The sequence below is a fragment of the Kocuria sp. genome (assembly GCF_030530945.1).
Taxonomy (GTDB): Bacteria; Actinomycetota; Actinomycetes; order Actinomycetales; family Micrococcaceae; genus Kocuria.
Map to the genome: position 1 here is coordinate 195,345 of NZ_JAUMTZ010000002.1, position 22,176 is coordinate 217,520.

At 71.7% G+C, this 22,176-nt stretch carries 20 protein-coding genes; 5 read left to right on the top strand and 15 right to left on the bottom strand.

Annotated elements, in window-relative coordinates:
• Positions 1-7: 7 nt before the first annotated feature.
• The 3 genes from Q4A22_RS03320 to Q4A22_RS03330 are packed head-to-tail and all read right to left on the bottom strand — an operon-like array spanning position 8 to position 5,759.
• Positions 8-1,297: a hypothetical protein gene (locus Q4A22_RS03320; protein WP_303177205.1), complete on the bottom strand. Its 1,290-nt coding sequence runs from the start codon at positions 1,295-1,297 to the stop codon at positions 8-10.
• Positions 1,298-1,317: 20 nt separating this feature from the next.
• Positions 1,318-4,551 (bottom strand): SMC family ATPase, encoded by a 3,234-nt coding sequence (locus tag Q4A22_RS03325; protein ID WP_303177208.1) that lies wholly within the window; start codon positions 4,549-4,551, stop codon positions 1,318-1,320.
• A complete protein-coding gene (locus tag Q4A22_RS03330) occupies positions 4,548-5,759 on the bottom strand; it encodes an exonuclease SbcCD subunit D (protein ID WP_303177210.1) in 1,212 nt (403 codons plus the stop codon). Before Q4A22_RS03330 ends, Q4A22_RS03325 begins: the two co-directional genes overlap by 4 nt.
• A gap of 341 nt (positions 5,760-6,100) precedes the next feature.
• Here Q4A22_RS03330 and Q4A22_RS03335 point away from each other — a divergent pair, with 341 nt between their 5' ends.
• The 3 genes from Q4A22_RS03335 (at position 6,101) to Q4A22_RS03345 (ending at position 9,290) form a co-directional block, all read left to right on the top strand.
• Positions 6,101-6,820, top strand: a complete 720-nt coding sequence (locus tag Q4A22_RS03335; protein WP_303177212.1) for a DUF6318 family protein — start codon at positions 6,101-6,103, stop codon at positions 6,818-6,820.
• 317 nt (positions 6,821-7,137) lie between these two features.
• Positions 7,138-7,917 (top strand): hypothetical protein, encoded by a 780-nt coding sequence (locus Q4A22_RS03340; RefSeq protein WP_303177213.1) that lies wholly within the window; start codon positions 7,138-7,140, stop codon positions 7,915-7,917.
• Positions 7,918-8,168: 251 nt separating this feature from the next.
• Positions 8,169-9,290: an ADP-ribosylglycohydrolase family protein gene (locus tag Q4A22_RS03345; protein ID WP_303177214.1), complete on the top strand. Its 1,122-nt coding sequence runs from the start codon at positions 8,169-8,171 to the stop codon at positions 9,288-9,290.
• 25 nt (positions 9,291-9,315) lie between these two features.
• Here the strand turns inward: Q4A22_RS03345 and Q4A22_RS03350 are convergent, their stop codons facing one another.
• From Q4A22_RS03350 to clpS, 8 genes are all read right to left on the bottom strand, one after another.
• Positions 9,316-9,897 (bottom strand): 3'-5' exonuclease, encoded by a 582-nt coding sequence (locus tag Q4A22_RS03350; protein ID WP_303177215.1) that lies wholly within the window; start codon positions 9,895-9,897, stop codon positions 9,316-9,318.
• A gap of 41 nt (positions 9,898-9,938) precedes the next feature.
• Entirely contained in the window at positions 9,939-10,799 is an 861-nt protein-coding gene (locus tag Q4A22_RS03355; RefSeq protein WP_303177216.1) for a phosphotransferase family protein, read from the bottom strand.
• A gap of 3 nt (positions 10,800-10,802) precedes the next feature.
• Positions 10,803-11,495, bottom strand: a complete 693-nt coding sequence (gene rdgB, locus Q4A22_RS03360) for an RdgB/HAM1 family non-canonical purine NTP pyrophosphatase (protein ID WP_303177218.1) — start codon at positions 11,493-11,495, stop codon at positions 10,803-10,805.
• Positions 11,485-12,291 carry a ribonuclease PH gene (gene rph / locus Q4A22_RS03365; protein WP_303177220.1) on the bottom strand — a complete coding sequence of 269 codons (807 nt, stop codon included), beginning with the start codon at positions 12,289-12,291 and terminating at the stop codon, positions 11,485-11,487. The genes rdgB and rph overlap by 11 nt, the downstream gene beginning before the upstream one ends.
• A 10-nt stretch (positions 12,292-12,301) precedes the next feature.
• Positions 12,302-13,141, bottom strand: a complete 840-nt coding sequence (locus Q4A22_RS03370; RefSeq protein ID WP_303177222.1) for an MBL fold metallo-hydrolase — start codon at positions 13,139-13,141, stop codon at positions 12,302-12,304.
• A gap of 25 nt (positions 13,142-13,166) precedes the next feature.
• On the bottom strand, positions 13,167-14,060 hold the full coding sequence (murI, locus tag Q4A22_RS03375) for a glutamate racemase (protein WP_303177224.1): 894 nt from the start codon (positions 14,058-14,060) through the stop codon (positions 13,167-13,169).
• Between the two features lie 68 nt (positions 14,061-14,128).
• Positions 14,129-14,701: a DUF2017 domain-containing protein gene (locus Q4A22_RS03380; RefSeq protein ID WP_303177226.1), complete on the bottom strand. Its 573-nt coding sequence runs from the start codon at positions 14,699-14,701 to the stop codon at positions 14,129-14,131.
• The gene (clpS, locus tag Q4A22_RS03385; protein ID WP_303177228.1) at positions 14,701-15,051 is read right to left on the bottom strand and encodes an ATP-dependent Clp protease adapter ClpS; all 351 of its coding nucleotides are present in this window, start codon (positions 15,049-15,051) and stop codon (positions 14,701-14,703) included. The genes Q4A22_RS03380 and clpS overlap by 1 nt, the downstream gene beginning before the upstream one ends.
• A 64-nt stretch (positions 15,052-15,115) precedes the next feature.
• Here clpS and Q4A22_RS03390 point away from each other — a divergent pair, with 64 nt between their 5' ends.
• Positions 15,116-16,456, top strand: coding sequence for a nicotinate phosphoribosyltransferase (locus Q4A22_RS03390; protein WP_303177229.1), 1,341 nt, complete (start codon positions 15,116-15,118; stop codon positions 16,454-16,456).
• A gap of 14 nt (positions 16,457-16,470) precedes the next feature.
• On the top strand, positions 16,471-17,088 hold the full coding sequence (locus tag Q4A22_RS03395; protein ID WP_303177231.1) for an isochorismatase family protein: 618 nt from the start codon (positions 16,471-16,473) through the stop codon (positions 17,086-17,088).
• Between the two features lie 60 nt (positions 17,089-17,148).
• Here Q4A22_RS03395 and Q4A22_RS03400 read toward each other — a convergent pair whose 3' ends face one another.
• From Q4A22_RS03400 to Q4A22_RS03415, 4 genes are all read right to left on the bottom strand, one after another.
• Positions 17,149-18,933, bottom strand: a complete 1,785-nt coding sequence (locus Q4A22_RS03400) for a DEAD/DEAH box helicase (protein WP_303177232.1) — start codon at positions 18,931-18,933, stop codon at positions 17,149-17,151.
• Between the two features lie 181 nt (positions 18,934-19,114).
• Complete coding sequence (locus Q4A22_RS03405; protein ID WP_303177397.1) at positions 19,115-19,459, bottom strand: DUF3039 domain-containing protein; 345 nt, start codon at positions 19,457-19,459, stop codon at positions 19,115-19,117.
• 32 nt (positions 19,460-19,491) lie between these two features.
• Positions 19,492-21,213 carry a hypothetical protein gene (locus Q4A22_RS03410; RefSeq protein WP_303177234.1) on the bottom strand — a complete coding sequence of 574 codons (1,722 nt, stop codon included), beginning with the start codon at positions 21,211-21,213 and terminating at the stop codon, positions 19,492-19,494.
• Positions 21,195-22,130: an ABC transporter ATP-binding protein gene (locus tag Q4A22_RS03415; protein WP_303177235.1), complete on the bottom strand. Its 936-nt coding sequence runs from the start codon at positions 22,128-22,130 to the stop codon at positions 21,195-21,197. Before Q4A22_RS03415 ends, Q4A22_RS03410 begins: the two co-directional genes overlap by 19 nt.
• Positions 22,131-22,176: the final 46 nt, after the last annotated feature.

Sequence of the window (22,176 nt, forward strand, 5' to 3'; positions counted from 1 at the left end):
CGGGAACTCAGATCCCGGGTTCGTACCCGCTCCTGCGGCGCAGCCCGTGGCTGAACAGCAGGGCCGTACCCAGCAGCACCATGGCCGCGACCACCGGGATCATGGCCGCCGACATGTAGTCGTAGTGCATCCCCAGGTAGGCGCACGCGAGCAGACCCACACCCATGGCGGCGCTCGACGCCACGTTCATGAGCGCAACGATCCCGATGTAGCCGTGGGCCACGTCCACCAGGCCGGCGGAGCTGTGGATGCAGGTCAGGCAGGGGCCGGAGAAGAAGCCCACGGCCATGAGAACCGCCGCGAACCCGAGGGCTCCCGAGGGCCCGGAGAACAGCATGGAGGTCAGCAGCGCACCGGTGGCCATGAGGACCCACATGTTGGCGGCGGTGATGCGGTGCCGGAACCGCACCGCCAGACTGGAACCCACCGCGGCCCCGAAACCCAGCAGGGCGTACATCACGCCCATGGACTCCACCGACTCCAGGGACACGGAGTTGACCGTGAGGCATCCCTGCGCCGCGCCCAGCAGCGCGTTCAGTGCGGCAATGCCGTACACCAGCTCGTGGCGCAGGCGCAGCGCGGCCAGCTGCTCGGAGTGCGTGATCCCCTGCCTGCGCCACCAGCGCGTGGCGGGCATGTTCGCCTGCGGGTGACGGGCCGAGGGATGGGCGACGAACAACGCCATGGTGACCAGCGAGAGTGCCGCGGAGACACGCAGCACCGAGTCAGGTCCCGTGAGGACGGCCAGCAGCCCGGTGAGTGCCGCTGCCAGGACGGTGGCCAGTGCCTCATTCACCGATTCCCGGCGCATCGCGGAGCCGAAGTCCCCGGGCCGGTGCTCGCCGTGGACCACTGAGGCCCAGCGCAGGCGGGCGGCCAGGCCCATGGGTGCCAGGGAGAGACCGGCCACGAAGAACGGAACCACGGCGGACACGGTGTCTCCGGTGGCCGCCAGGTCACCGACGTCCGCCCCGGACAGCTGCCACATGACAACGCCCTGAATCAGGCAGGTTCCCGCGAGCCCCCCCAGCCGCCACCGGACGTTGGAGAACAAGGCCATGCCCGCGCCGCACACGGCCATCCCGAAGCACAGGGAGGCACCGCTCAGCGCCGCCGTCCACGCGGATGAGGTGGAGACCGCCACCCACGTGAGAACACCCAGCGGGGTCATGATCTGGGGCAGGCGCAGCAGGAGCGTGATGAGCGCGAGCTGGCGGTCGCTGCGGGACCAGTGCTCCCGGGGTGTCAAGACACCCCTGGCGGTGTCCTGTGCAGTTCCGTGGGTCGCTGTCGTCACGGGACGAGCCTACGCGGGAGTCACGAGCCGGTTGTGACGCTCAGGTGCGAACCCGTGGGGGTCTTGGTGACCACAAGCTGGGTGCCGATGCGCTGCTTCATCTCGCTCACGTGCGAGACGACCCCGATCACGCGACCGTTGCGGCGCAGCCCGTCCAGCGTCTCGAGCACCTGTTCCAGGGTCTGCTCATCCAGTGATCCGAACCCCTCGTCCACGAACAGGGTGTCGATGTCCTGCCCGCCTGCCTCGGCCCGCACCACGTCCGCGAGCGCCAGCGCGAGCGCCAGGGAGGTGAAGAAGGACTCGCCGCCGGAGAGGGTCTCGGTCCCCCGGCGGACGCCCGTCCAGGAGTCGTCGATCTCCAGTCCGAGACCGGACTTGCCCCCACCACGGGTCTGGTCCGTGTGGACCAGCGTGAAGCGGCCGGAGGACATCCGGGAGAGGTGCTCGGAGGCCACGGCGGCCACCTGTTCCAGCTTGGCGGCGAGGACGAAGGACGTGAGGGTCATGCGCAGGGCGTTCTCCGAGGAGGTGGCGGTTGCCACATCCGCGAGCCTGCTCAGTCGCTCCGCCCGTTCCCGGACCCGCTCGTGCGCGGCCTCCTGGGCCGGCACCTGCTCGGCGGCGGACTCGACCTCCGTCGCGAGTTCACTGAGTCCTCCGAGCTGCTGGGTGAGCCGGTCTCGCAGCCGCTCGTGGGCCGCGGTCTCCGACGCCGTGCGCTCCAGTGCCTCCGCCGTGAGGTCGGCGCGCTCGGCAGGGCCAAGATCCGCAGCGCGCTGCATGTCCCGTGTCGCGAGTTCGGCTTCCAGTGCACTCCACCGTTCCTCACGCTCGCGCAGCCACGCCCCGAGATCGGCAGCCTCGTCTGCATCCAGCAACGCCTCGCCCACGGCGTCCGCAGTGTCGAAGGGGGAGGCGGCGAGCGCCCTGTCCACGGCGGTCTGGGCGGAGCGGGCCTCCTGCGCCGCCGCGTCCAGGGCGTGCTGGGCGCTGTCCAGTGCGGAGACGGCGCTCGCGAGGTCCTCGGCGGCGGCCATGAAGTCAGCTGCATTCGCGAAGCCCCGCAGCTGCCGGTCGAGGTCCTCCCGTTCGCGGACGCAGCGCTGGCTGGAGGTTTCCGCGCGGGTCCGTGCCGCCACCGCGTCCGAGGCCACGCGGGTGGCCTGAGCCTCCAGTGCGCTGACACGCTCCCGTACCGTGGTGAGTTCTTCCTCTTGCGAGCGGAGGTCCTTGAGGGCCTCGTCCAGGTGCTCTTCCGCCTGACGCGCGCTGCGTTCCCGACCCAGCACAACGTCCAGATCGGGTTCCGCCCCGCGTCCCAGGGTGTCGGTGCTGGCCCGCTGGGCACGCCGGAGGGCCTCGTGGGCGGCATCCACGGCATCCTGGGCGCGGTCCCGCTCCTCGCGAGCGCTCTGCAGCACCGTGGCGGTGACCTCGGGTCCGTGCCGCCCGGAAGCCGGCTGCGGGTGGTCGGTGGAACCGCAGACCGGGCAGGGCTGCCCGTCGGCCAGCTCCCCCGCGAGGGTCACGGCGGCGTCCGTGAAGCGCTGGGCCTCCAGCTCCTCCACAGTCCGTGCCGCAGCCCGCCGGACGGCTTCCGCGTCCTCGTAGGCGCGGCTGCGCTCGGACTCCTCCGCCCGCGCCCGCTGATGCTCCCGACTCACCTGGACAGCCTCGCGGGCCGCGCGCGCCCGATCACGGATCAGGGCCTCGTCGCGGGTGGCGTCCACAAGGTCGCGCTGCGTCCTTTCGGCCTCGGCCGCTTCCGTCCGCGCGGCCTCCAGCTCGGAACGGGTCCGCTCCGCCTGCTCCTCAAGGGACTGGGCCTGTTCCCGTTCGCGCTGCGCCTCGGTCTCCTCCTGGGCCACCGCCCGAGCGCGCACCAGGACGGAACGCGCGGTCTCCCGTGCCGCCACCGCGGCATCCCGCAGACCGGCTGGCAGCTCCGCCGTCCCGTCCAGGGCGTCCAGAAGGGCCTGCCGCTCCCCCATCACCTGCCGTCCGAGGCGTCCCGGCTCCGTGCCGGGTGCCAGCCGTCCGCGCAGCCCGGTGAGGTGCTCCCGCGCCGAGGCCGCCTGCCGGTCCGAGTCCTGGGCGCGGGCGACGACGTCCCGCAGCTCCACCGCGGCCGTGTGCCTCCGGAGGCGCTCCTCCCCCGTCCGAGCGCGCTCGGCCTCCCGCGCCAGTTCGGCCCGGGACCGTGTGAGTTCTTCGTGGCGCTCGAGCAGGCCCCGGAGGTTCTCCTGCCGGGCCCACCGTTCGCCTGCCTTCGCGTACGCGGTGGCCGCACCATCACGCGCCCGGCCCACCCGTTCGATCAGCTCACGGCACTCGACCACTAGATCGGGCCAGGTCCACGGTGCTGGCTCCTGATCGTCCGCAGCCGGGGAGACATGCCCGGGGACCTCGGATGCCGCGCCGGCCGAGGTGTGTTCGGGCTCGGTCTGCGTCCCGTCCACAGGTTCGGTATGCCCGGCAGGGGTGGCACCGGTGTCCGACATCGGCGGGGAGTCACTCTCGCCCCACGTCTGCGCGCCGACCTCCTCGGACACCTGGACTGCGGCGCGCGAGATCCGGTCCTGGAACCGGGCCAGCAACTCGTCGGAACGTGCGGCCTCCTCTGCCGCGCTCGCCAGCTCCATCCGGGCACCATGGGCCCGAGCCTTCAGCTCGTCCTGGATCTCGGCGTAGACGTCCGTGCCGAACAGGGTCTCCAGCAGCGCCTCCCGCTCCTTGGAGCCTGCCTGGAGGAAGCGGGCGAACTGTCCCTGGGGCAGCATCATGACCTGTGTGAACTGCTCGCGGTCCAGGCCCACGGCGTGGTGGACCATCTGTCCCACGTCATCCGGTCTGTAGCCGCGCTCCACCCACTCGCCGGCCACGAGCTCGCGCAGCAGAACCGTGGCGTGGCGCTCGCTCCACCCGGAGGCCGCGCGGCGGGACGGTTCACGCCACGCCGGGGTGCGGCTCACGTGCCACCGCCTGTCCCCTGCTGAGAACTCCAGGTCCACCCGAGGTCCGGTGTGGGGATCGGCGTGGTCGCTGTGACCGGCCTTGCGTCCGCCCTTGGCCGCAGTGGTGGGCCCCGTCCCGTAGAGGGCGAAGCAGATGGCGTCCAGCACGCTGGTCTTGCCGGAACCGGTCTCGCCGTTCAGCAGGAACACCCCGGCATCGTTGAGTGCGTCGAAGTCGATGACCTCGTGCCCCGGGAACGGCCCGAACGCCGTGATCTCCATGTGGTGCAGCTTCACGCTCCCGCTCCCCTCTCTTGCACTGCCGCCACCGCGTCGGCGACGTCGCTCATCTCCTCCGTGGACAGCGACCGCCCGCGGACGTGCTCGAAGAACCTGCCGCACAGCTCCTCGGGGCGCGTGACCTCCGCAACCCGGGCGGCGTAGTCCCGGGCCGCCAGGGGACGGCCGCCCTCCGGCTCCCAGCGCAGCTCCACGGTGTGGGGAAACCGCGAGCGCACCCGCTCCATGGCGGACGCGGGACGCTCCGCATCCGTGAGCACCACCTGGCACCACGCCGTCTGTGCAGGTTCGAGAGCGGGATCCTCCAGCAGCTCCTCCAGACGACCGCGCAACCGGGCCAGGTCCAGACCCACGCCGTGCTCGAGCGGGGTGATCTGCTGCACCCCCTCCCCGTCCAGTTCCACGAGCCAGGCACCCTTGCGCTGTCCCGCCTCGGAGAAGGAGTAGGCCACGGGCGATCCGCTGTACCGCACGGTCTCCGTGAGGCGCTGCCTGCGGTGCACGTGGCCGAGCGCCGTGTAGTCGTGCGCGGCGAAGACGTCCGCAGAGACCGTTCCCAGCCCACCCGCGTCCACGATCCGCTCGGACTCGGTGGCCTGGGCCCCGGTGACGAACGCGTGGGCCATGACCACGGAGGTCACCTCGCCCCGCTGGCACCGGTCGGCGTCGATGCGCCGCATCACGGCCCCGAGCACCTCCTGGTGGGTGGCCGCGCAGTCCAGCTCCTGGGCCACGGCCCGGGGTTCGAGGTACGGGATGCCGTAGACGGCCACCGTTTCAGGCGCGCCGCCGGACGCCCCGTGGGTGGGCGGCGCGGTGGTGGAAACCACCGGGTCCGACCCTCGGGTGCGTGAGAAGACGACAGGCTGCGCGGCGTTCCTCAGGGTGGTGAGCAGGTGCACTCCCCCGTGGGACATGATCTGCGCGCCGAAGCCGAGCCGCGCGGGTGAGTCGTGGTTGCCGCTGGTGAGCACCACCTGCGCGCCGGCGGCGCGGATCTGCCCCAGCGTGGTGTTGAGCAGCTCCACCACCTCCGTGCGGGGCTGGGCGCGGTCGTAGACATCCCCCGACACGAGAACCACATCCACGCGGTGCTCCCGGACCCAGTCCACGATCTCGGCCATCGCGCGGACTTGGACGTCCAGGATGTCCACCCCGTGGAAAGTACGACCCAGGTGCCAGTCGGAGGTGTGGAGAAGAAGCATGCCGTCAATGTAACGAGCATCTCGGACACCCAGAAGGCGCGCCCGTCCATGTGGAGCACGGACGGCACGGTCCCGGTCACGCCAGGAGGCACCGGTCGAGCCACTCGCGGGGTGACATGCACTGCAACACTCCGCATTATTCGAGCCACAGTTCACCGCGTGGGGCCCCTGACCTGGCGTCATGCAGGTGCATGTTCTTGGATTTCCACAGGTTGCCCTCTCCCGTGTCCCAGGACACACCCAGGCCCCTATGCTCGTCACACGACAGGCGACATCACGCGTCGGCGCATGCCGCGGGGGGACACATGGGGACACGACATTCACGCGCCATCAAGACCGTCATGGCGACGGCTGCACTCACGGGAGCGCTCGCGCTCACGGGCTGCGGGGGCGACGACGCCGCACCACCCGCATCCGCCCACGGCACCTCCGCCGCGGCATCCACGACGCCGGGCGCATCGACCTCCGAGGAAGGCGCTACCTCATCGTCCCCGCCCACCGCGGGTGCCAGTGGTTCTGCGCTGCCTGAGGACTGGACACCCGAGGAACCCACCGTGCTCGCCACGGGGCAGAAGGTCCCCGACGACTACGAACCCGCCACCCTGGAGCACCCCGCCCGCAACGTTCCCAAACCGGTGATGCCCGCGGAGGCGAAGAAGGAAACCGAGGCTGGCGCGCAGGCCTTCCTCAACTACCGCGCAGACGCCCAGTGGTACTCGATCCAGACCGGCGACACGTCCCTCATTCGAGAGGTGACGTCCACGGACTGCACCAAGTGCACCGAACAGTACGACTATTTCGACAGAATATATGAACAAGGACATTGGGCTGCCGGTGGATTTGAAACCGAAAAGCTCCTTGACGAATCTTTTATCAGGAGACCCGAGGGCGGATACAACGTACCTGTCGCAATTAATAGTCGCGGAATGATCGTTATAAAAGATGGAAAGGTGTCTGACAGACAGGAAAGTTTTAATTATGACGGGCGGTTTGATAGTTACCTTTATTACGAGAATAATTCCTGGTTTTATCTCACAGCGTCCCCCCGGGGTTCGCTATGAAGCGCTTCGCGCATCTGATTATCACCGCCTTAGTAATTTTTTCCTCTAGTATTTTTTTCGCAGACGTTGCGCGCGCCGATGATAGTGGTTCACCCACTGGCTTTGGGGCCGCTCAGTCCGAAGGCTCCGTAGGGTCATCCGCATCGGCAGCAGGCAAATTCATTAATATTAAGGTTTCAGAAGATCCACCCCGCGCGTCTCAGTCAGAGTCTCGACAGACCGGTCGATACGCCCAAAATGCGGAAGGAGCATCGACAGGCGCGGCATGGAACCCCGACACCGATCCCGCCTTCCAGAAGGCCCTCCGCGACCGGCTCATGTCGAACGACGACTCGATCTTCTTCAACGCCCGCCTCATGGAGACCGCCAAGAACGACACGGTCTACGGCCTTCAAGATCCGTGCTCGGGTGACAAGGGGGCGGCGCTCACGCGCTGCCGTTCCAGCCAGGAGTGCACGGACGAGTCGGGAACCGCCGGGGTGAACATGGACATCGTGGTCGGCGGCGCCGGGGAGGGCTCGCGGTCCGCGCGGGGCACGCAGATGTGCGTCGCGGATGCCCAGGCGGCCGGGGCCGACGACGACGGCTACGTGCCGTTGCCGGTGTTCACGGTGCAGGACTTCGAGCGCCTGGCGGTCGCACCGGCCGAGAACCACGTGCAGCCGGCCCCGGACACCCTGAAGAACATGAACACGAACGTCTTCGCCGTGGCCCAGCCGCAGACCTTCGAGACGACCCTGGGCGGCTACCCCGTCTCGGTGCGGGCGTACCCCGTGCAGTACACCTGGAACTACGGCGACGGCGCCACCCTGGGCCCCACCCCTCTGTCCGGCGCACCCCTCGAGGAGGGCGCGTGGGACGTTCCCACCGACACCTCGCACGTGTACACCGCCACGGGTGACTATTCGGTGGGTCTGACCACGTCGTTCTACGGGGAGTACAACATCGCCGGCACCGGGTGGCAGCCCGTCATCGGGTACAACCAGGTGGTGTCACCCGCCGTGACACTCAGTGTGTGGCGCGCCACCGTGCACAACGTCGCCGACGACTGCCGTGTGAACCCGTCCGGCATCGGCTGCCCGGGCGGCTCCCGCTGAGGTGTGCCGTGCAGGGCTTCCCCCACGGCCAAAGCGCCTCTTGAGCCCACCCGCGCGGTACTGGCGACACGCGGTCGCTCCCCGCCGTTCCCCGCTTACCCTGCACCGCCCGGTCGCCCAGGTCAGGCACCTCCGCACCGGCTCGATCACAGGCACCGTCGCGTCCACAGGCAGCCGCCCCAGAGCTGGGCACCTCTTCTCCGCCGGGGAACAGTGCCCGAGTGCGCCGGTCGGCTTCCTAGACTGGACCCATGACAGCCGAGGAGACCCCCGAACTGCTGCACCCGGACCGCGGTCTGGACGCGGCCGACGAGCGCTATTCGCACCTGGCCCGCAGCGTTTTGATCGCCCCGTGGACCGCCGCCGGTGGGCGCACGGACGAGGCAACCCAGCTGGCCGCCCGCACGGCGGGCGCTCTGAACGAGGTGGCCCGCTGGGCAAATGACGGGCAGGCCGCGGACCCCACCGCATGCGCCTGGCTGGCCTACCTGCGCTGGGCCGAGGCGAACGGTGCCCAGCTCCCGGAGGACGCACCGCACCCGCCGGCCGACGACTTCGAGCGCCACCACCCCGCGCTCGCACGGCCGGGCGAGCACCGGGGGGACAGTTTCACAGCCCTTGCCACCGGCGCCCTCGGCGAGGTGGCCCGGCCCGTGCTCCCCCGCGCGCAGAGCCCGGAGGTCCTGGCCCGCACCGCCGTCTACGGACTGCTGCCCACCGTTGGCTGGAAACCGCTCGTTGCCCTGGCCGTGGACTCGGCCGCCATCACCCACGGCAGCCCGGAGGCTCAGACCGCCGCGGTGACTGCCGCTCTCGCGGTCCACGCCGCAGTCGAGGCAGCGCACGCGAGCAGGCCGGGGCGGCAGGTGCCCCTGGGCCACGTGGTGTTCGAGTCCGTCCGCGTGTCGGCCCTGGTCACCCGGCCCGCCCCCCTCACCCGGGAGCTCCTGGAGCGCTGCTGCGACCCAGCAGCTCGCGCCGAACTCCTGGAGGGTGCGTATACGGGGACCGCGCCTCAAGAAGCCGAGGCCGCGGCGTCGTACGCGCTGGCTCTGGGACTCGCGGCGCTGCTCACGGCGGCGGAGTCGAACGCGCCTCAGGAGACGGGCACCGGGGACGACGTCGCCCGGCGGGCCTGCGAGCGCCTGCCCGGTGACTCCGTGGTCCTGCGCGCCGCGCGCACGCTCGCCGTGACCGTGGCCGCCGCACGCTGGGGCCTGGGAGCGGCGGCGTCGGCACGGCCCGCCCCCGATGACCATGCGGAGGGTGCGGGACAGAACCCGGCGGGCGCAGAGCAGACCGCGGAGGATGACGAGGTGCGTCAAGAGCTGCTCGCGCTCGCCGAGGAGTGGAACGGGTTGTGGCGCTCCTGAGCGGGCGGCACGGGCACCCCGCGCCTCACAGCTCCGCGCGCTGGATCCTCACACCGTAGTGCGCGCCGAGCTCGGGCATGGTCTGTGCCCCGCTGCGACGGGCGAGGTCCAGGACGATGCCCGCGCAGGCCAGGGAGTCGCTCAGGGCGTTGTGGTGCTCCACCACTTCCGCGCCTGCCGCACGGGAGGCGGAGGGAAGAGCGTAGGAGCGCAGGGTGTAGGCGGCACGCGCGAGCCGGAGTGTGCAGGCGTAGTCCCACGCCCGGGGGGTGCCCCCGCACGCGTCGTTCGCGGCGCGGATGACCCCGGTGTCGAAGACGGCGTTGTGGGCCACGAGCGTGGCGTCGGGGTCGTCGGCGGCGATGCTGTCGCACAGCCACGACCAGACCCGGTCGAAGGTGGGTGCGGAGCTGACGTCCGCGGGGTGGATGCCGTGGACGCGGATGTTGCCCGGTTCGAAGGTGTCGTGCCCCCGCGGGGGCCGGATCAACGTGTACCGGGTGTCCGCAATCTCCCCGTCCCTGACCCGCACCACCCCCAGTGCGCACGCGGAGGCGAGGCTGCGGTTGGCGGTTTCGAAGTCGATGGCTGTGAAGCTGACGGGCACGTGCCCACACTAGACACCCGCTCCGACATGCTCCGGGGGTGTCAGACGGCCGCCACTGAGCGCTTCTCGTACCAGGCGTCGGCCTTCTCGACCGCCTGGCGCACCTGGGCGGTGTCGAGCTCGTGGTGCAGGGCGTACGCCACGGCCTGCAGGGGGAAGATGCGGGCGTGCAGCCGCGCCCGTTCCAGGGTCTCCTCGTCCGTGGCGTCCCGGACGCTGGACCAGCCGAACCACAGCCCCAGGGACGCCACGTCGTAGGCGGGATCGCTCAGGCAGGCGTGGTCCCAGTCGATCACCCCCACCAGGTGCTCCCCCTGCCACAGCATGTTGGAGCCCATCAGGTCCCCGTGGACCAGTCGGGGCGCGGCCGTGTCCAGCGCCACGAGGTCCTCGATGGCGCGCATGGCCCGCTCCCGGTTGCGCGGCAGCAGCCGCGGGAGCACCTGCTCCAGCAGGACGTGGCGGCGCCGGTGGCCACCCCAGTGCTGCCCTGGCCGGTCCAGCCACCGTTCCGCGCCGCTCGCGTCCGCCCCCCGGAGCTGGGCGAGGACCCGGCGCAGCTCGCGGGGGTCGGCCGCACCCGGGGTGCGGGCCGCGCCCGGGATCCAGGTCATGCCCACGGCGGTGTAGCGCCCGTCCTGCACCACGGGGGTCAGTGGCCGGGGCAGTGCGAAGTCGAACTCAGGGAGCAGGGTGAGAGCGCGGGTGCGCCGCCGCACGTTCTCCCCCGAGGTGGGGTTCTTGGCGATGCGCACGCTCATCATGTGCCCCGCGTTAACCACGATGTGGGCGGAGCCCCCCGCGTGCAGCTCCCAGTCGGAGCGGTCCACGTGCACGCCCGCCTCGGCCAGCACCGCTTCCACGGCCCGGGCAAAGGGGAGGTGTCCGCAGGCGAAGGTCACGGTTCAGCCCTCGGACCCCGGTTCGTGGGGCACGGCCCCGGTGCGTTCTCCCGCACCGGGAACCGGGTTCGGGCCGAGCAGCTCCAGCACCCGGGGCAGCACGGCGGCCATGGCGCGGGCGCGGTGGCTGATCCGGTTCTTGTGCTCGGGGCTCAGCTGAGCGCAGCTGAGACCGTCCTCCCCGTCCGGCGCGAACACGGGGTCGTAGCCGAAGCCGTTCTCCCCCACGGGTTCGTCCAGGATGCGTCCCGGCAGTTCGCCCACCACCACGTGCTCCGCGCCGCGAGGATCCACGACCGCGGCGGCGCACACGAACCGAGCACCGCGGTGCTCCGGAGCGATGTCCGAGAGCTGGGAGAGGAGCAGACGCAGGTTGGCGGCGTCGTCGCCGTGGGTGCCGGACCAGCGCGCCGAGAAGATCCCCGGGGCCCCGCCCATGACGTCCACGGCCAGGCCGGAGTCGTCCGCGAGCGCGATGAGACCGGACTCCGCGGCGGCCGCGCGTGCCTTCAGCAGCGCGTTCTCCTGGAAGGTGGTGCCGGTCTCGACGACGTCGCCCAGCCCCACCGCGCCGGCGTCAACCACGGTTCCGGGATCGGAGAAGCCCGCGTCCGCGAGCATGGCCCGCAGCTCGCGGACCTTGCCCTGGTTGTGGGTGGCCAGCACGAGGCGGGCCCCGGGGGTGTCACCGGCCACGGGTGGACTCCAGGGTGCGGCGCTGGATCTGGGCAAGCTGCTCGCAGCCAGCGACCGCGAGGTCCAGCAGGGAGTCCAGCTCGTCCCGCCGGAAGGGGGCGCCCTCCGCCGTGCCCTGGACCTCCACGAAGTCGCCGGAGCCGGTGACGACCACGTTCATGTCGGTCTCCGCGCGGACGTCCTCCACGTAGGGCAGGTCCAGCATGGGCACGCCGTCGATGATGCCCACGGACACCGCGGACACCGAGTCGGTGAGGGGGTTCACGCGGGGCTTGAGCACCCCGTTCTCGTGGGCCCAGGTGACGGCCTCGGCCAGGGCCACGTAGGCGCCGGTGATGGAGGCGGTGCGGGTGCCGCCGTCTGCCTGCAGGACGTCGCAGTCCAGCACCACGGTGTTCTCGCCCAGGGCCTTGAGGTCGATCACGGAGCGCAGCGAGCGGCCGATGAGCCGGGAGATCTCGTGGGTGCGCCCGCCGATCTTCCCCTTCACGGACTCGCGCGCGGAGCGGGTGGAGGTAGCGCGGGGAAGCATGGCGTACTCGGCGGTGACCCAGCCGCGCCCCTCCCCCTTGAGCCAGCGGGGAACGCCCTCGGTCAGCGAGGCGGTGCACAGCACGCGGGTGCCGCCGAACTCGATCAGCGCGGAGCCCTCCGCCTGCTCGGACCAGCCCCGCGTGATGGTGATGGGCCGCAGCTCGCCGACCCCCCGCCCGTCCGCCCGGGTGACCCCTCCAGTGGAGGTGGCCTCCCCCGCGGTGTGCGCCGATGAACGTGCCGGACCGGTAGGCGAAGTCATGCGGATCAGCCTAGCCCTCGCTCCCGGGGCGCGCCAACGCGTCGACCGCGTGCACACCGGTGCCGGCGACGTCGTACGAGGCACCCGCCCGGGCCACGCACAGTGGACCGTCGTAGGCTCCGGCGGCGTCCGCCTCGGCCTTGCGCGGATCGTTCCACACGGGCAGGTGCGTGAGCAGCAGCCGGCGGGCCCCCGCCGCGGTGGCGGCCTCCCCCGCGCGCCTGCCGGTCAGGTGGATCCCGCGCAGGTGGTCCTCACGACCCTCCTCATAGGCGGCCTCGCACAGGAAGACGTCCGCGTCGCGCGCGGCGGCCACGAGTCCCTCGCACGAGTCCGTGTCACCGGAGAAGGTGAGCACCTCCGTGCCCTCCGGCCCGCGGTACTCGACCCGCAGCGCGTAGGGCTCGGGGCACGGGTGGTTCACGGGGTGGGGGGTCACCGTGAACGGCCCCACCCGCACGGGCCGCCCCGGCTGCCACACGTGGAAGTCGAACTCGGTGTCCATGGAGTGCTCGGGGGGCAGCAGGTGCAGCTGGTTGAAGTAGCTCTGCATCATGGACGGTCCGTGGAGCGGGATGCGCCCGCCGCGCCACCCACGGGGGTCCCACTTCACGGCAACGTGCAGGGCGCCCACGTCCACGCAGTGGTCGGGGTGGAGGTGGGAGAGCATGATCGCGTCGATCGCCGCGAGGTCCACATGGCGCTGCAGGGCCCCCAGCGCGCCGTTGCCCATGTCCAGCACGATGCGCCACGTGCGCCCGTCCGCGTCCTCCCCGGTCACCAAATAGCAGGACGCGGGCGAGTCCGGACCCGGGAGGCTCCCGGCGTTGCCGACCACGGTGAGGATCATGGGGTGAGGCCTTTCTGCGTCCGGCTCAGCGCTGAGCGGGATGGATCGTGGCGAGGGAGCCGGTGGGGTACTGCTCCGCCACCGATGCCGTGTGTCGCACCCGGACCACTTCGGGGCCCAGGAAGCGCTGGGCGAGCCCCTCGAAGCTCACGGGGTCCCCCGTGGCCAGGAACTCGTGGCGCGGCGCCAGCCCCGGGTCCCGCTCCAGGCCCTGGTCCATGAGGCAGCGGTAGACGTCCCGCGCGGTCTCCTCCGCGGAGGAGACCAGGTTCACGCTCTCCCCCATGACGTAGGAGATCACCGCGGTGAGCAGGGGGTAGTGGGTGCACCCCAGCACCAGGGTGTCCACCTGCGCGTCCTTCAGCGGCTGGAGGTAGTCCTGGGCGGTGCGCAGCAGCTCGGGGCCGGTGGTCACCCCGCGCTCCACGTACTCCACGAACTCCGGGCAGGCCACGGAGGTGATCTGCAGCTGCGGCGCGGCGGCGAATGTGTCCTCGTAGGCGCGCGAGCCGATCGTGGCCTCCGTACCGATCACGCCCACGCGGCCCGTGCGGGTGGTGGCCACGGCGCGGCGCACCGCCGGCTGGATGACCTCCGTCACGGGGATGCCGTAGCCGCGCGTGTACCGTTCCCGGGCGTCCCGCAGGACCGCCGCGGAGGCGGTGTTGCAGGCGATCACCAGCAGTTTCACCCCGGAGTCCACGAGCTCGTCCATGATGCGCAGTGCGTTGGAGCGCACCTCGGCAATGGGCAGGGGGCCGTAGGGGCCGTGGGCGGTGTCACCCACGTAGAGGATCTCCTCGTGGGGCAGCTGGTCGATGACCGAGCGCGCCACCGTGAGCCCGCCCACACCGGAGTCGAACACGCCGATGGGCGAGTTGGGGTTGGGGCCGGTGGGGTGTTCGTGCTCGGCGTGCATAACGGGCAACTTTAGTGCGTCCCGGGAACGGCCCGGCCCGTGAGACGCCGTGCGACGCGAGGCGTGCGTCACGCCGAGGGCAGGGTTTTTAGCAGCGCGTCCATCAGGGTCTCCTGCAGCCAGGAGACGAAGTTGTAGACCACGGCCATGTACTCCTCGACCGTCTCGGCCCTCCCGAAGTCGGTGAGTTCACCCACTCGCTCGGCGTCCTGCGGCGTGTCGATCCCCAGCCTGGCGGCGAGCACCAGGCGGACGTCGTTGAGGGAGCGTGCGAAGTCCTGTGCCTGCTCGGTGCTCAGCACCACCGGCTCCGCCTCGAGGACCAGGGAGGAGGCCCGCAGCGCGGCGACCTTGCGCTCCCGCAGCGAGCGGTCCGTGAGCCGCCGGAACTCCGCAGCCTGCTCGGGGTCCGACGACGCCGCGGGCAGCATCCTGCGCAGCGCGGGGTCCGTGGGCTCGGGGACCTCCTGGTCCCACCCCAGCAGCGCCTCCAGGGGGTCCTCGTCCTCCCCCGCTTTCTCCCGGGGCTCGGGCGCGAGCGTCTCGCCCACGTCCGAGAACAGCTTCTGCAGCAGGCGCACCTCCGGGCCCTCGAAGCGCCCGACGATGCCCTTGCGCGTGCGCTTGAATCCGCGCGCCATCAGTTCTCCCCCGCCTTCTCGTAGGTGGCCCAGAGCCCGTAGCCGTGCAGCGCGCCCACGTGGGTCTCCGCCTCCTCCAGCGAGCCCGTGAACACGATCGAGCGGCCGCGGTTGTGCACCTCGAGCATGAGGGCGCGGGCCTTGGCGTCCGGGTAGCCGAAGTGGGCGCGGAAGACGTAGACCACGTAGCTCATGAGGTTCACGGGGTCGTCCCAGACCACCACGTTCCAGGGGACGTTCACGGCGCTGGCCGGCTGGTCCTCCGCGGTGGTGGTGGGCGACTCCGCCGGAGCGGCGCTCGCGAGGACGACGGGTGGGACGGCGTGGGGCGTGCCGGAATAGGTGGACATCGACCCCATGGTAACGGTGGGCCCGGGGATGTGCTCGGCGTGAACGGCCCACTAGGCTGGGCACGTGAACGAGCACTCCTACTCCTGGCGCCCCCAGCCCACATCCCTGCTGACGGACCACTACGAGCTGACCATGCTCCAGGCCGCCCTGCGGGCCGGCACGGCGTCCCGGCGCAGCGTGTTCGAGGTCTTCGCCCGCCGCCTTCCACACGGCCGCCGCTACGGCGTCTTCGCCGGGGTGGGCCGGGTGCTGGAGGGTCTGGAGCACTTCCGGTTCACGGACGAGCAGCTGCGCTTCCTGCGGGACACCGCCGTGGTGGACGCTGACACGGTGGCCTACCTGGAGAACTTCCGCTTCACGGGGCAAATCCGCGGCTACGCCGAGGGCGAGACCTACTTCCCCCACTCACCGCTGCTGAGCGTGGAGTCGTCCTTCGCGGAGGCCTGCGTCCTGGAGACCTACATCCTGTCCGTGCTCAACTACGACTCCGCCGTGGCCTCCGCGGCCTCCCGCATGGTGGGCGCGGCCGGGGACCGCCCGTGCATCGAGATGGGCTCGCGGCGGGCCCACGAACAGGCCGCGGTGGCCGCGGCCCGCGCCGCCGTGGTGGCGGGCTTCGAGTCCACGTCCAACCTGGAGGCCGGGTTCCGCTACGGCGTGAAGACCGTGGGCACCGCGGCCCACTCCTTCACCCTGCTCCACGACTCCGAGGAGCAGGCCTTCCGCGCCCAGCTGGATGCGCTGGGCGTGTCCACCACCCTGCTCGTGGACACGTACGACGTCGAGCGGGCCGTCCGGCTGGCCGTCGAGATCGCGGGGCCGGACCTCGGGGGCGTGCGCCTGGACTCGGGTGACCTGGTGACGCAGGCGGGGCTGGTGCGCGCCCTGCTGGACGAGCTCGGCAACACGAGCACCCGCATCACGGTCACGAGCGACCTGGACGAGTACGCGATCGCCGCGCTGCGCGCCGCACCCGTGGATGCCTACGGCGTGGGCACGCGCCTGGTCACCGGTTCCGGAGCGCCCACCTCCTCGATGGTCTACAAGCTCGTCTCCCGAGAGGGCGCCTCCGGAACCATGGAGCCCGTGGCGAAGGCCTCATCCGGGAAGGCTTCCGTGGGCGGCGAGAAGTACGCGCTGCGGCGACGCAACGCCCAGGGCGTGGCCACCCACGAGATGGTGGGCGTGTCCCACCTGCCCGAGGACGACGGTGACGACCGCCCGCTGCTCGTGGACTACATGACCGGCGGCGAGCTGCGGGACGGCTTCACCGGCGCGGAGGCCGTGCGCAAGGCCCGCGCGCGCCACGCCGAGTCCGTGGCCGAGCTGCCGCGGGCCGCCCGCAGGCTCTCCGAGGGAGAGCCCGTGATCCCCACCGTCATCGAACCCGGAACCGCACACTGAGCAGGGAGGACCCCGTGCGCACAGCACTGCTGATCGTGGACGTGCAGAACGACTTCTGCGAGGGCGGCAGCCTGGCCGTCACCGGAGGCGCGGCGGTGGCCGCGGGCATCTCCGAGTACCTCGAGGACCACCACGGCGACTACGCCGCGGTGGCCGCCACCCAGGACTGGCACGTGGATCCCGGGGAGCACTTCAGCGACACCCCCGACTGGGCCACGAGCTGGCCCGTGCACTGCGTCGCGGACACGCCGGGCGCAGAGACGCACCCGGACTTCGACACCGAGCACGTGACGGCGTACTTCCGCAAGGGCGCCTACGACGCCGCCTACTCCGGTTTCGAGGGCCTGTCTGCCCCGGACGTGGACGTCCCCATGGGCGATCCGGACGAGGACGCCGACGAGGACCGCGTGAGCCTGGACGACTGGCTGCGGGAGCAGGAGGTCGAGGCCGTGGACGTGGTGGGCCTCGCGCTGGACCACTGCGTCCTCGCCACCGCGAGGGACGCCGTGGATGCCGGGTACGAGACCCGCCTGCTGCTGCCCCTCACGGCTGCCGTGTCCCCGGAGGGCGGCGAGCGCGCCGTGGCGCAGCTGCGGGACGCTGGTGTGGAGGTCGTGTCAGACCTGGCGTGAGCGCCGCGGTGCCGCCGGCGCCGGAGCCCGCGCCGGCGGCGTCGTCCGGGCGGCCGGGCGCTACTTGCGGCCCACAAACCAGCGCTGCAGCAGCGCGATCCGGGCGTTGAGCTGCTCCTCGGAGGCCTGGGCCACGGCGGGGCCGCCGCACTTGGCGCGCAACTCGTTGTGGATCACCCCGTGCGGGGTTCCCGTGCGGGCGGACCACGCCGAGACGTTCTTGGACAGCTGCGCCCGCAGGTCCTTGAGCCGCCGGTGGTCCGGGACGGCGGGCGGCTCGGGCGCGGATGCCCCCCGACCCGCACGCTGGACCGAACGGGACTGCCGCTCACGCAGCAGTGCCGAGACCTGCTCGGGATCCAGCAGCCCGGGGATTCCCAGGTACTCGGCCTCCTCCTCGGACCCCACTTCCGCGCCCCCGCCGAACGCGCCGCCGTCGAAGAGCACGCCGTGGAAGGACGCGTCCGAGTCCAGTGCCTGGAAGTTGCCCTGCGCGAGCGTGGCGGACGCCTTCTCCTCCCGGTTGGCCTCCTCCAGGAGGTCGTCGTCCCACCCGGTCTCCATGGGCTGGTCGAAGTCCACCACGCCGGGCAGGTTCTTGGGCTTGTCCAGCGCGTGGTCGCGCTCCTCCTCCATGGTGTTCGCGAGCGCCATGAGAGCCGGAACGGACGGCAGGAACATGGAGGCAGTCTCCCCGCGCTTGCGGGCGCGCACGAAGCGGCCCACCGCCTGCGCGAAGAACAGGGGCGTGGAGGTTGAGGTCGCGTAGACGCCCACGGCCAGGCGGGGCACGTCCACCCCCTCGGAGACCATGCGCACGGCCACCATCCAGCGCTGGTCCGACTCCGAGAAGCGGTCGATCTTGTCGGAGGCGGTCTTGTCGTCGGAGAGCACCACCGTGGGCCGCTCCCCCGTGAGGGCGTGCAGCTGCTCGGCGTAGGCCTTGGCGTCCTGGTGGTCCGTGGCGATCACGAGCGCCCCGGCGTCCGGCACGGTGCGGCGCACCTGCGTCAGCCGCTGGTCCGCCGCCCGCAGCACCGAGGGGATCCACTGGCCCTGCGGGTCCAGTGCCGTGCGCCACGCGTGCGAGGTGATGCTCTTGGTGAAACCCTCACCCAGCTGCGCGGCCATCTCCTCCCCTGCCGAGGTGCGCCAGCGCATCTGCCCCGAGTACGCCATGAAGATCACCGGGCGCACCACGTGGTCGTGCAGGGCGTTGCCGTAGCCGTAGGTGTAGTCCGCGGTGGAGCGGCGGATGCCGTCCGCGTCCTCCGTGTAGCGCACGAACGGGATGGGCGAGGTGTCCGAGCGGAAGGGCGTGCCCGTGAGCGCCAGGCGTCGGGTGGCCGGCTCGAAGGCCTCGCGCAGCCCGTCTCCCCAGGACAGTGCGTCACCAGCGTGGTGGATCTCGTCCATGATCACGAGCGTGCGGCCGGCCTCCGTGCGCGCCCGGTGCAGCAGGGGCTTGTTCGCCACCTGCGCGTACGTCACGGCCGCGCCCATGTACCCGCGGCCGTGCTGGCCGTCCGCGTTCTTGAAGTTGGGGTCGATCGCGAGCCCCACGCGCGCCGCGGCGTCGGCCCACTGGCGCTTGAGGTGCTCGGTGGGCGTGACCACCGTGACGCGCTGGACCACGCCGGAGTCGTGCAGCTTCTTGGCCACGGTGAGCGCGAACGTGGTCTTGCCGGCCCCGGGGGTTGCCACGGCCATGAAGTCCCGTGGCTGGGCCTGCTCGTAGCGCTGGATGGCCTCCGCCTGCCACGCTCGCAGCTTGGGCGCGGTGCCCCAGGCGGCACGGTCCGGGTACGCCGGGGGAAGGTCCGCCGCCGCCCCGAAAAGGGACATTTGATCGCTGTCAGACACGAAGTGCTCGTCCTCTCCGCGCGCTCTCGGGGCGCGCATCTGGCCTGGTCCCCGGACGACGCCGCCGGGCACGGACCGCTGGCACGGCAACGGCGCCCGCTCAACGCGGGCGCCGCCGGGTGTCCCGCGGGAGCGGGACGGGGTGGTGCACGGGTGGGTGCGCTCAGCCCTCGGGCTGGTCCTTGCCGGGGCGCAGGCCCTGGTAGATCTCCTTGCACTCCGGGCACACCGGGAAGCGCTGGGGGTCGCGGCCGGGGGTCCACACCTTCCCGCACAGGGCGATCACGGGCTCGCCGGACAGCGCCGACTCCATGATCTTCTCCTTGCGGACGTAGTGGGCGAACCGCTCGTGGTCACCGGGCTCCGCGAACTGGCGGGTCTCCTCGCGCTCGATGGTGGAGGTGCCGCCCACGGTCTCGGTGCCGGACTCGGTGGTGACGAGCACGCGGGAGACGCGCGAGAAGGGGCTCCGCGCGTGCTGGGCTTGGGTGGTCTGCATGCCCACCACTGTACCCCGTGCGCCCCGGGCGGCTCCCCCGGTCACCGGTACCCCGAGACCTCCTGCAGCAGCTCCGGGCCGCGGGCGTCCAGCCACTTCCCGCCCACGCGGACACCGGTCCAGAGCAGGAACAGGCCCTCCACGAGACCCACCGCGAGCGCCGCCCAGCTCCACACCGCCGCGCCAGTTCCCAGGTGCACGAGCAGCAGCACCAGAGGTGGCAGCGCAAGCAGCACCATGAGGCCCATGAGCACGAACTGGAGCACGAGGTTGAGGATGGTGAAGCCCTGCGGGGTCTTCATCGGGGAGGCCCCCGGGGGCGGGGCGGGATAGGTGTAGCGGGCGGAGACCACCGACACCACACCGCCCCCGCCCAGCAGCAGGGCCGCGCACGTCCCGACCATCGCGGGCAGGGCGGGCCACTGCTGCAGCCGCACGAGCCACAGCACGAGCCCCAGCGCCACCAGCGGGGTGGCCACGACCAGCATGGCCACCACCCGGCCCAGCCGGTCCGCCCGTCCGGGCACGGAGGCGAGCAGGTGCAGGCTGAACGCCGTGTTGTCGTAGGAGATGTCCGCGGAGATCGCGTAGGACATGAGCAGCGCGATCAGCACGGGCAGCACCCACATGGCGAACCCGGAGTCCCCGCCGAGGAACCAGAGGGCCGCGCCGAGGGCAGGAATCATCAGCAGCGAGGCCGAGTACCGCGGGTCCCTGAGCCAGTAGACCAGGCACCGCGCGGCCACCGCGCCCCACGGCCTGGCCGGGAAGCGGTCCAGCAGGCCGATGCCCGCCAGGGACTTCCCGGTGGCGCGCGCGGCCCCTCCGGCGGCGTCGGCAAGGGCACGGTCCAGCGCGAACCGGGCCACCGCCACCAGCACGGCGAGCGTGGCCAGGGTGATGAGCACACGGACCGCGGCCGCGGCCCAGTGGCCCGTCCCCGCGTCCCCGGGGATGGCCCAGACCGCACCCAGCGGGGTCCAGCCGAGCACCGAGGCCCACGCGGGCAGCCGGTCCCACACACGTTCCACACCGGTGGCGAGCGACGCGAAGATCGGCCCCAGCAGGACGATGACCAGCAGACTCACGACCGAGATGATCTCGGTGGAGCGGCGGCTCTTCGTGATCCGGGCCGCGAGCGCCGAGGCGCAGCGCGCACCCGTGAACGCGAGCAGTGCGGCCAGCAGGGCGCACACCACCGAGGCCGCCAGGGCCGCGGGTGAGGCGCGCCAGGTGGACAGCCACCCGAGCAGGGCGACCACCGTGAGGATGCCGGGGATCCCGATGAGAGCCCCCACCACCTGACCGGCCAGCAGACCCGTGGTGCTCAGCGGGAACAGCGCGAGCCTGGAGGGGTCCAGCGTGGCGTCGGCCTTGCTGCTCAGCACGGGCATCAGCCACCAGCCCAGGAGCACCACGCTGCCCACCAGGACCGAGGCCGCGGTCACCACGTCCAGGGGCTCGGAGCCCAGGGCCACCATCCCGGCGATCAGCATCGCCAGGATGAAGAGGGCGTAGATGCCGCCCAGGATGGTGCCCACCAGGACCCACGTGCTGCGGGTCAGTGTGTTGCGGAGGATGCGCCACTTGAGGCCCGCGAGCCTGCGCGCCTCCTCGAGCACGCCCATGCGGCGGGTCACCCGCTCCTGCCCGACAGGTGCCGGGTGCACGGAGGCCGGCACGGCAGCCGGGCCGTCGTGGCCGTCCGCCGCCGGCTCCGACGGGGCGCCGCCGGGGGTCTGGTTCACTCCGGACGCAGCCACTGCAGTCCCTCCCCCGCCTCGGTGCGACCGCCGACGAAGGACACGAAGCGGTCCTCCAGGGACATGCCGTCGCGCACGCGGTCCATGGTGCCCTCCGCGAGCACCCGGCCCTGGTCCATCACGGCCACGTGGTCGCACATGCGCTGGACCAGGTCCATCACGTGGCTCGAGACCACCACGGTGCCACCGGCGTCCGTGTACTGGTGCAGCAGGGAGCGGATGTTGGCGGCGGAGACCGGGTCCACGGACTCGAACGGCTCGTCCAGCACCAGCAGGCTCGGGGCGTGGATCATGGCCGCGGCCAGGGCGATCTTCTTGGTCATGCCCGCGGAGTAGTCCTGCACCTGGCGTCCCGCGGCGTCCTGCAGGTCCATGGCGGTCAGCAGGTCCTCGGTGCGTTCCGTGACCAGCTGCCGGTCCATCCCGCGCAGCAGCCCCGAGTACGCCACCAGCTGCCGGCCGGTGAGCCGGTCGAAGAGGTGAGCGCCGTCCGGCAGCACACCCATGCGGCTCTTCGCCCCGATCGGATCGCGCCACACGTCCACGAGCTCATCGTGGCGGCCGCCGCCCACGAGCACGGTGCCGGACGTGGGCCGCAGCAGGCCCGTGGCCATCGACAGCGTGGTGGTCTTGCCCGCGCCGTTGCGCCCCACCAGGCCGTAGAACGAGCCACGGGGCACGGTGAGACTCACGCGGTCGGCGGCGGGGCGCCCGCCGTGGCCGTAGACCTTGGTGAGCTCACGCACCACGAGGGCGGGGGCGGCGTCGTCCTGCCACGGGGCGTGGGACGACGCCGCCGCCGCGCCGTCCTGCACCGGCGGCGGAGAGAGGGGTGGTCGCCCCTGCTGGGGCGGGAGGGCCTCGCCGGGGGCGGGCTCGCGGCGCGGCGTCGTGGGTCCGTTCGGTGGGATGCTCATGCCCCCACCGTACGGAGGACCACGGGCGAACCGGCGGTATTACGAC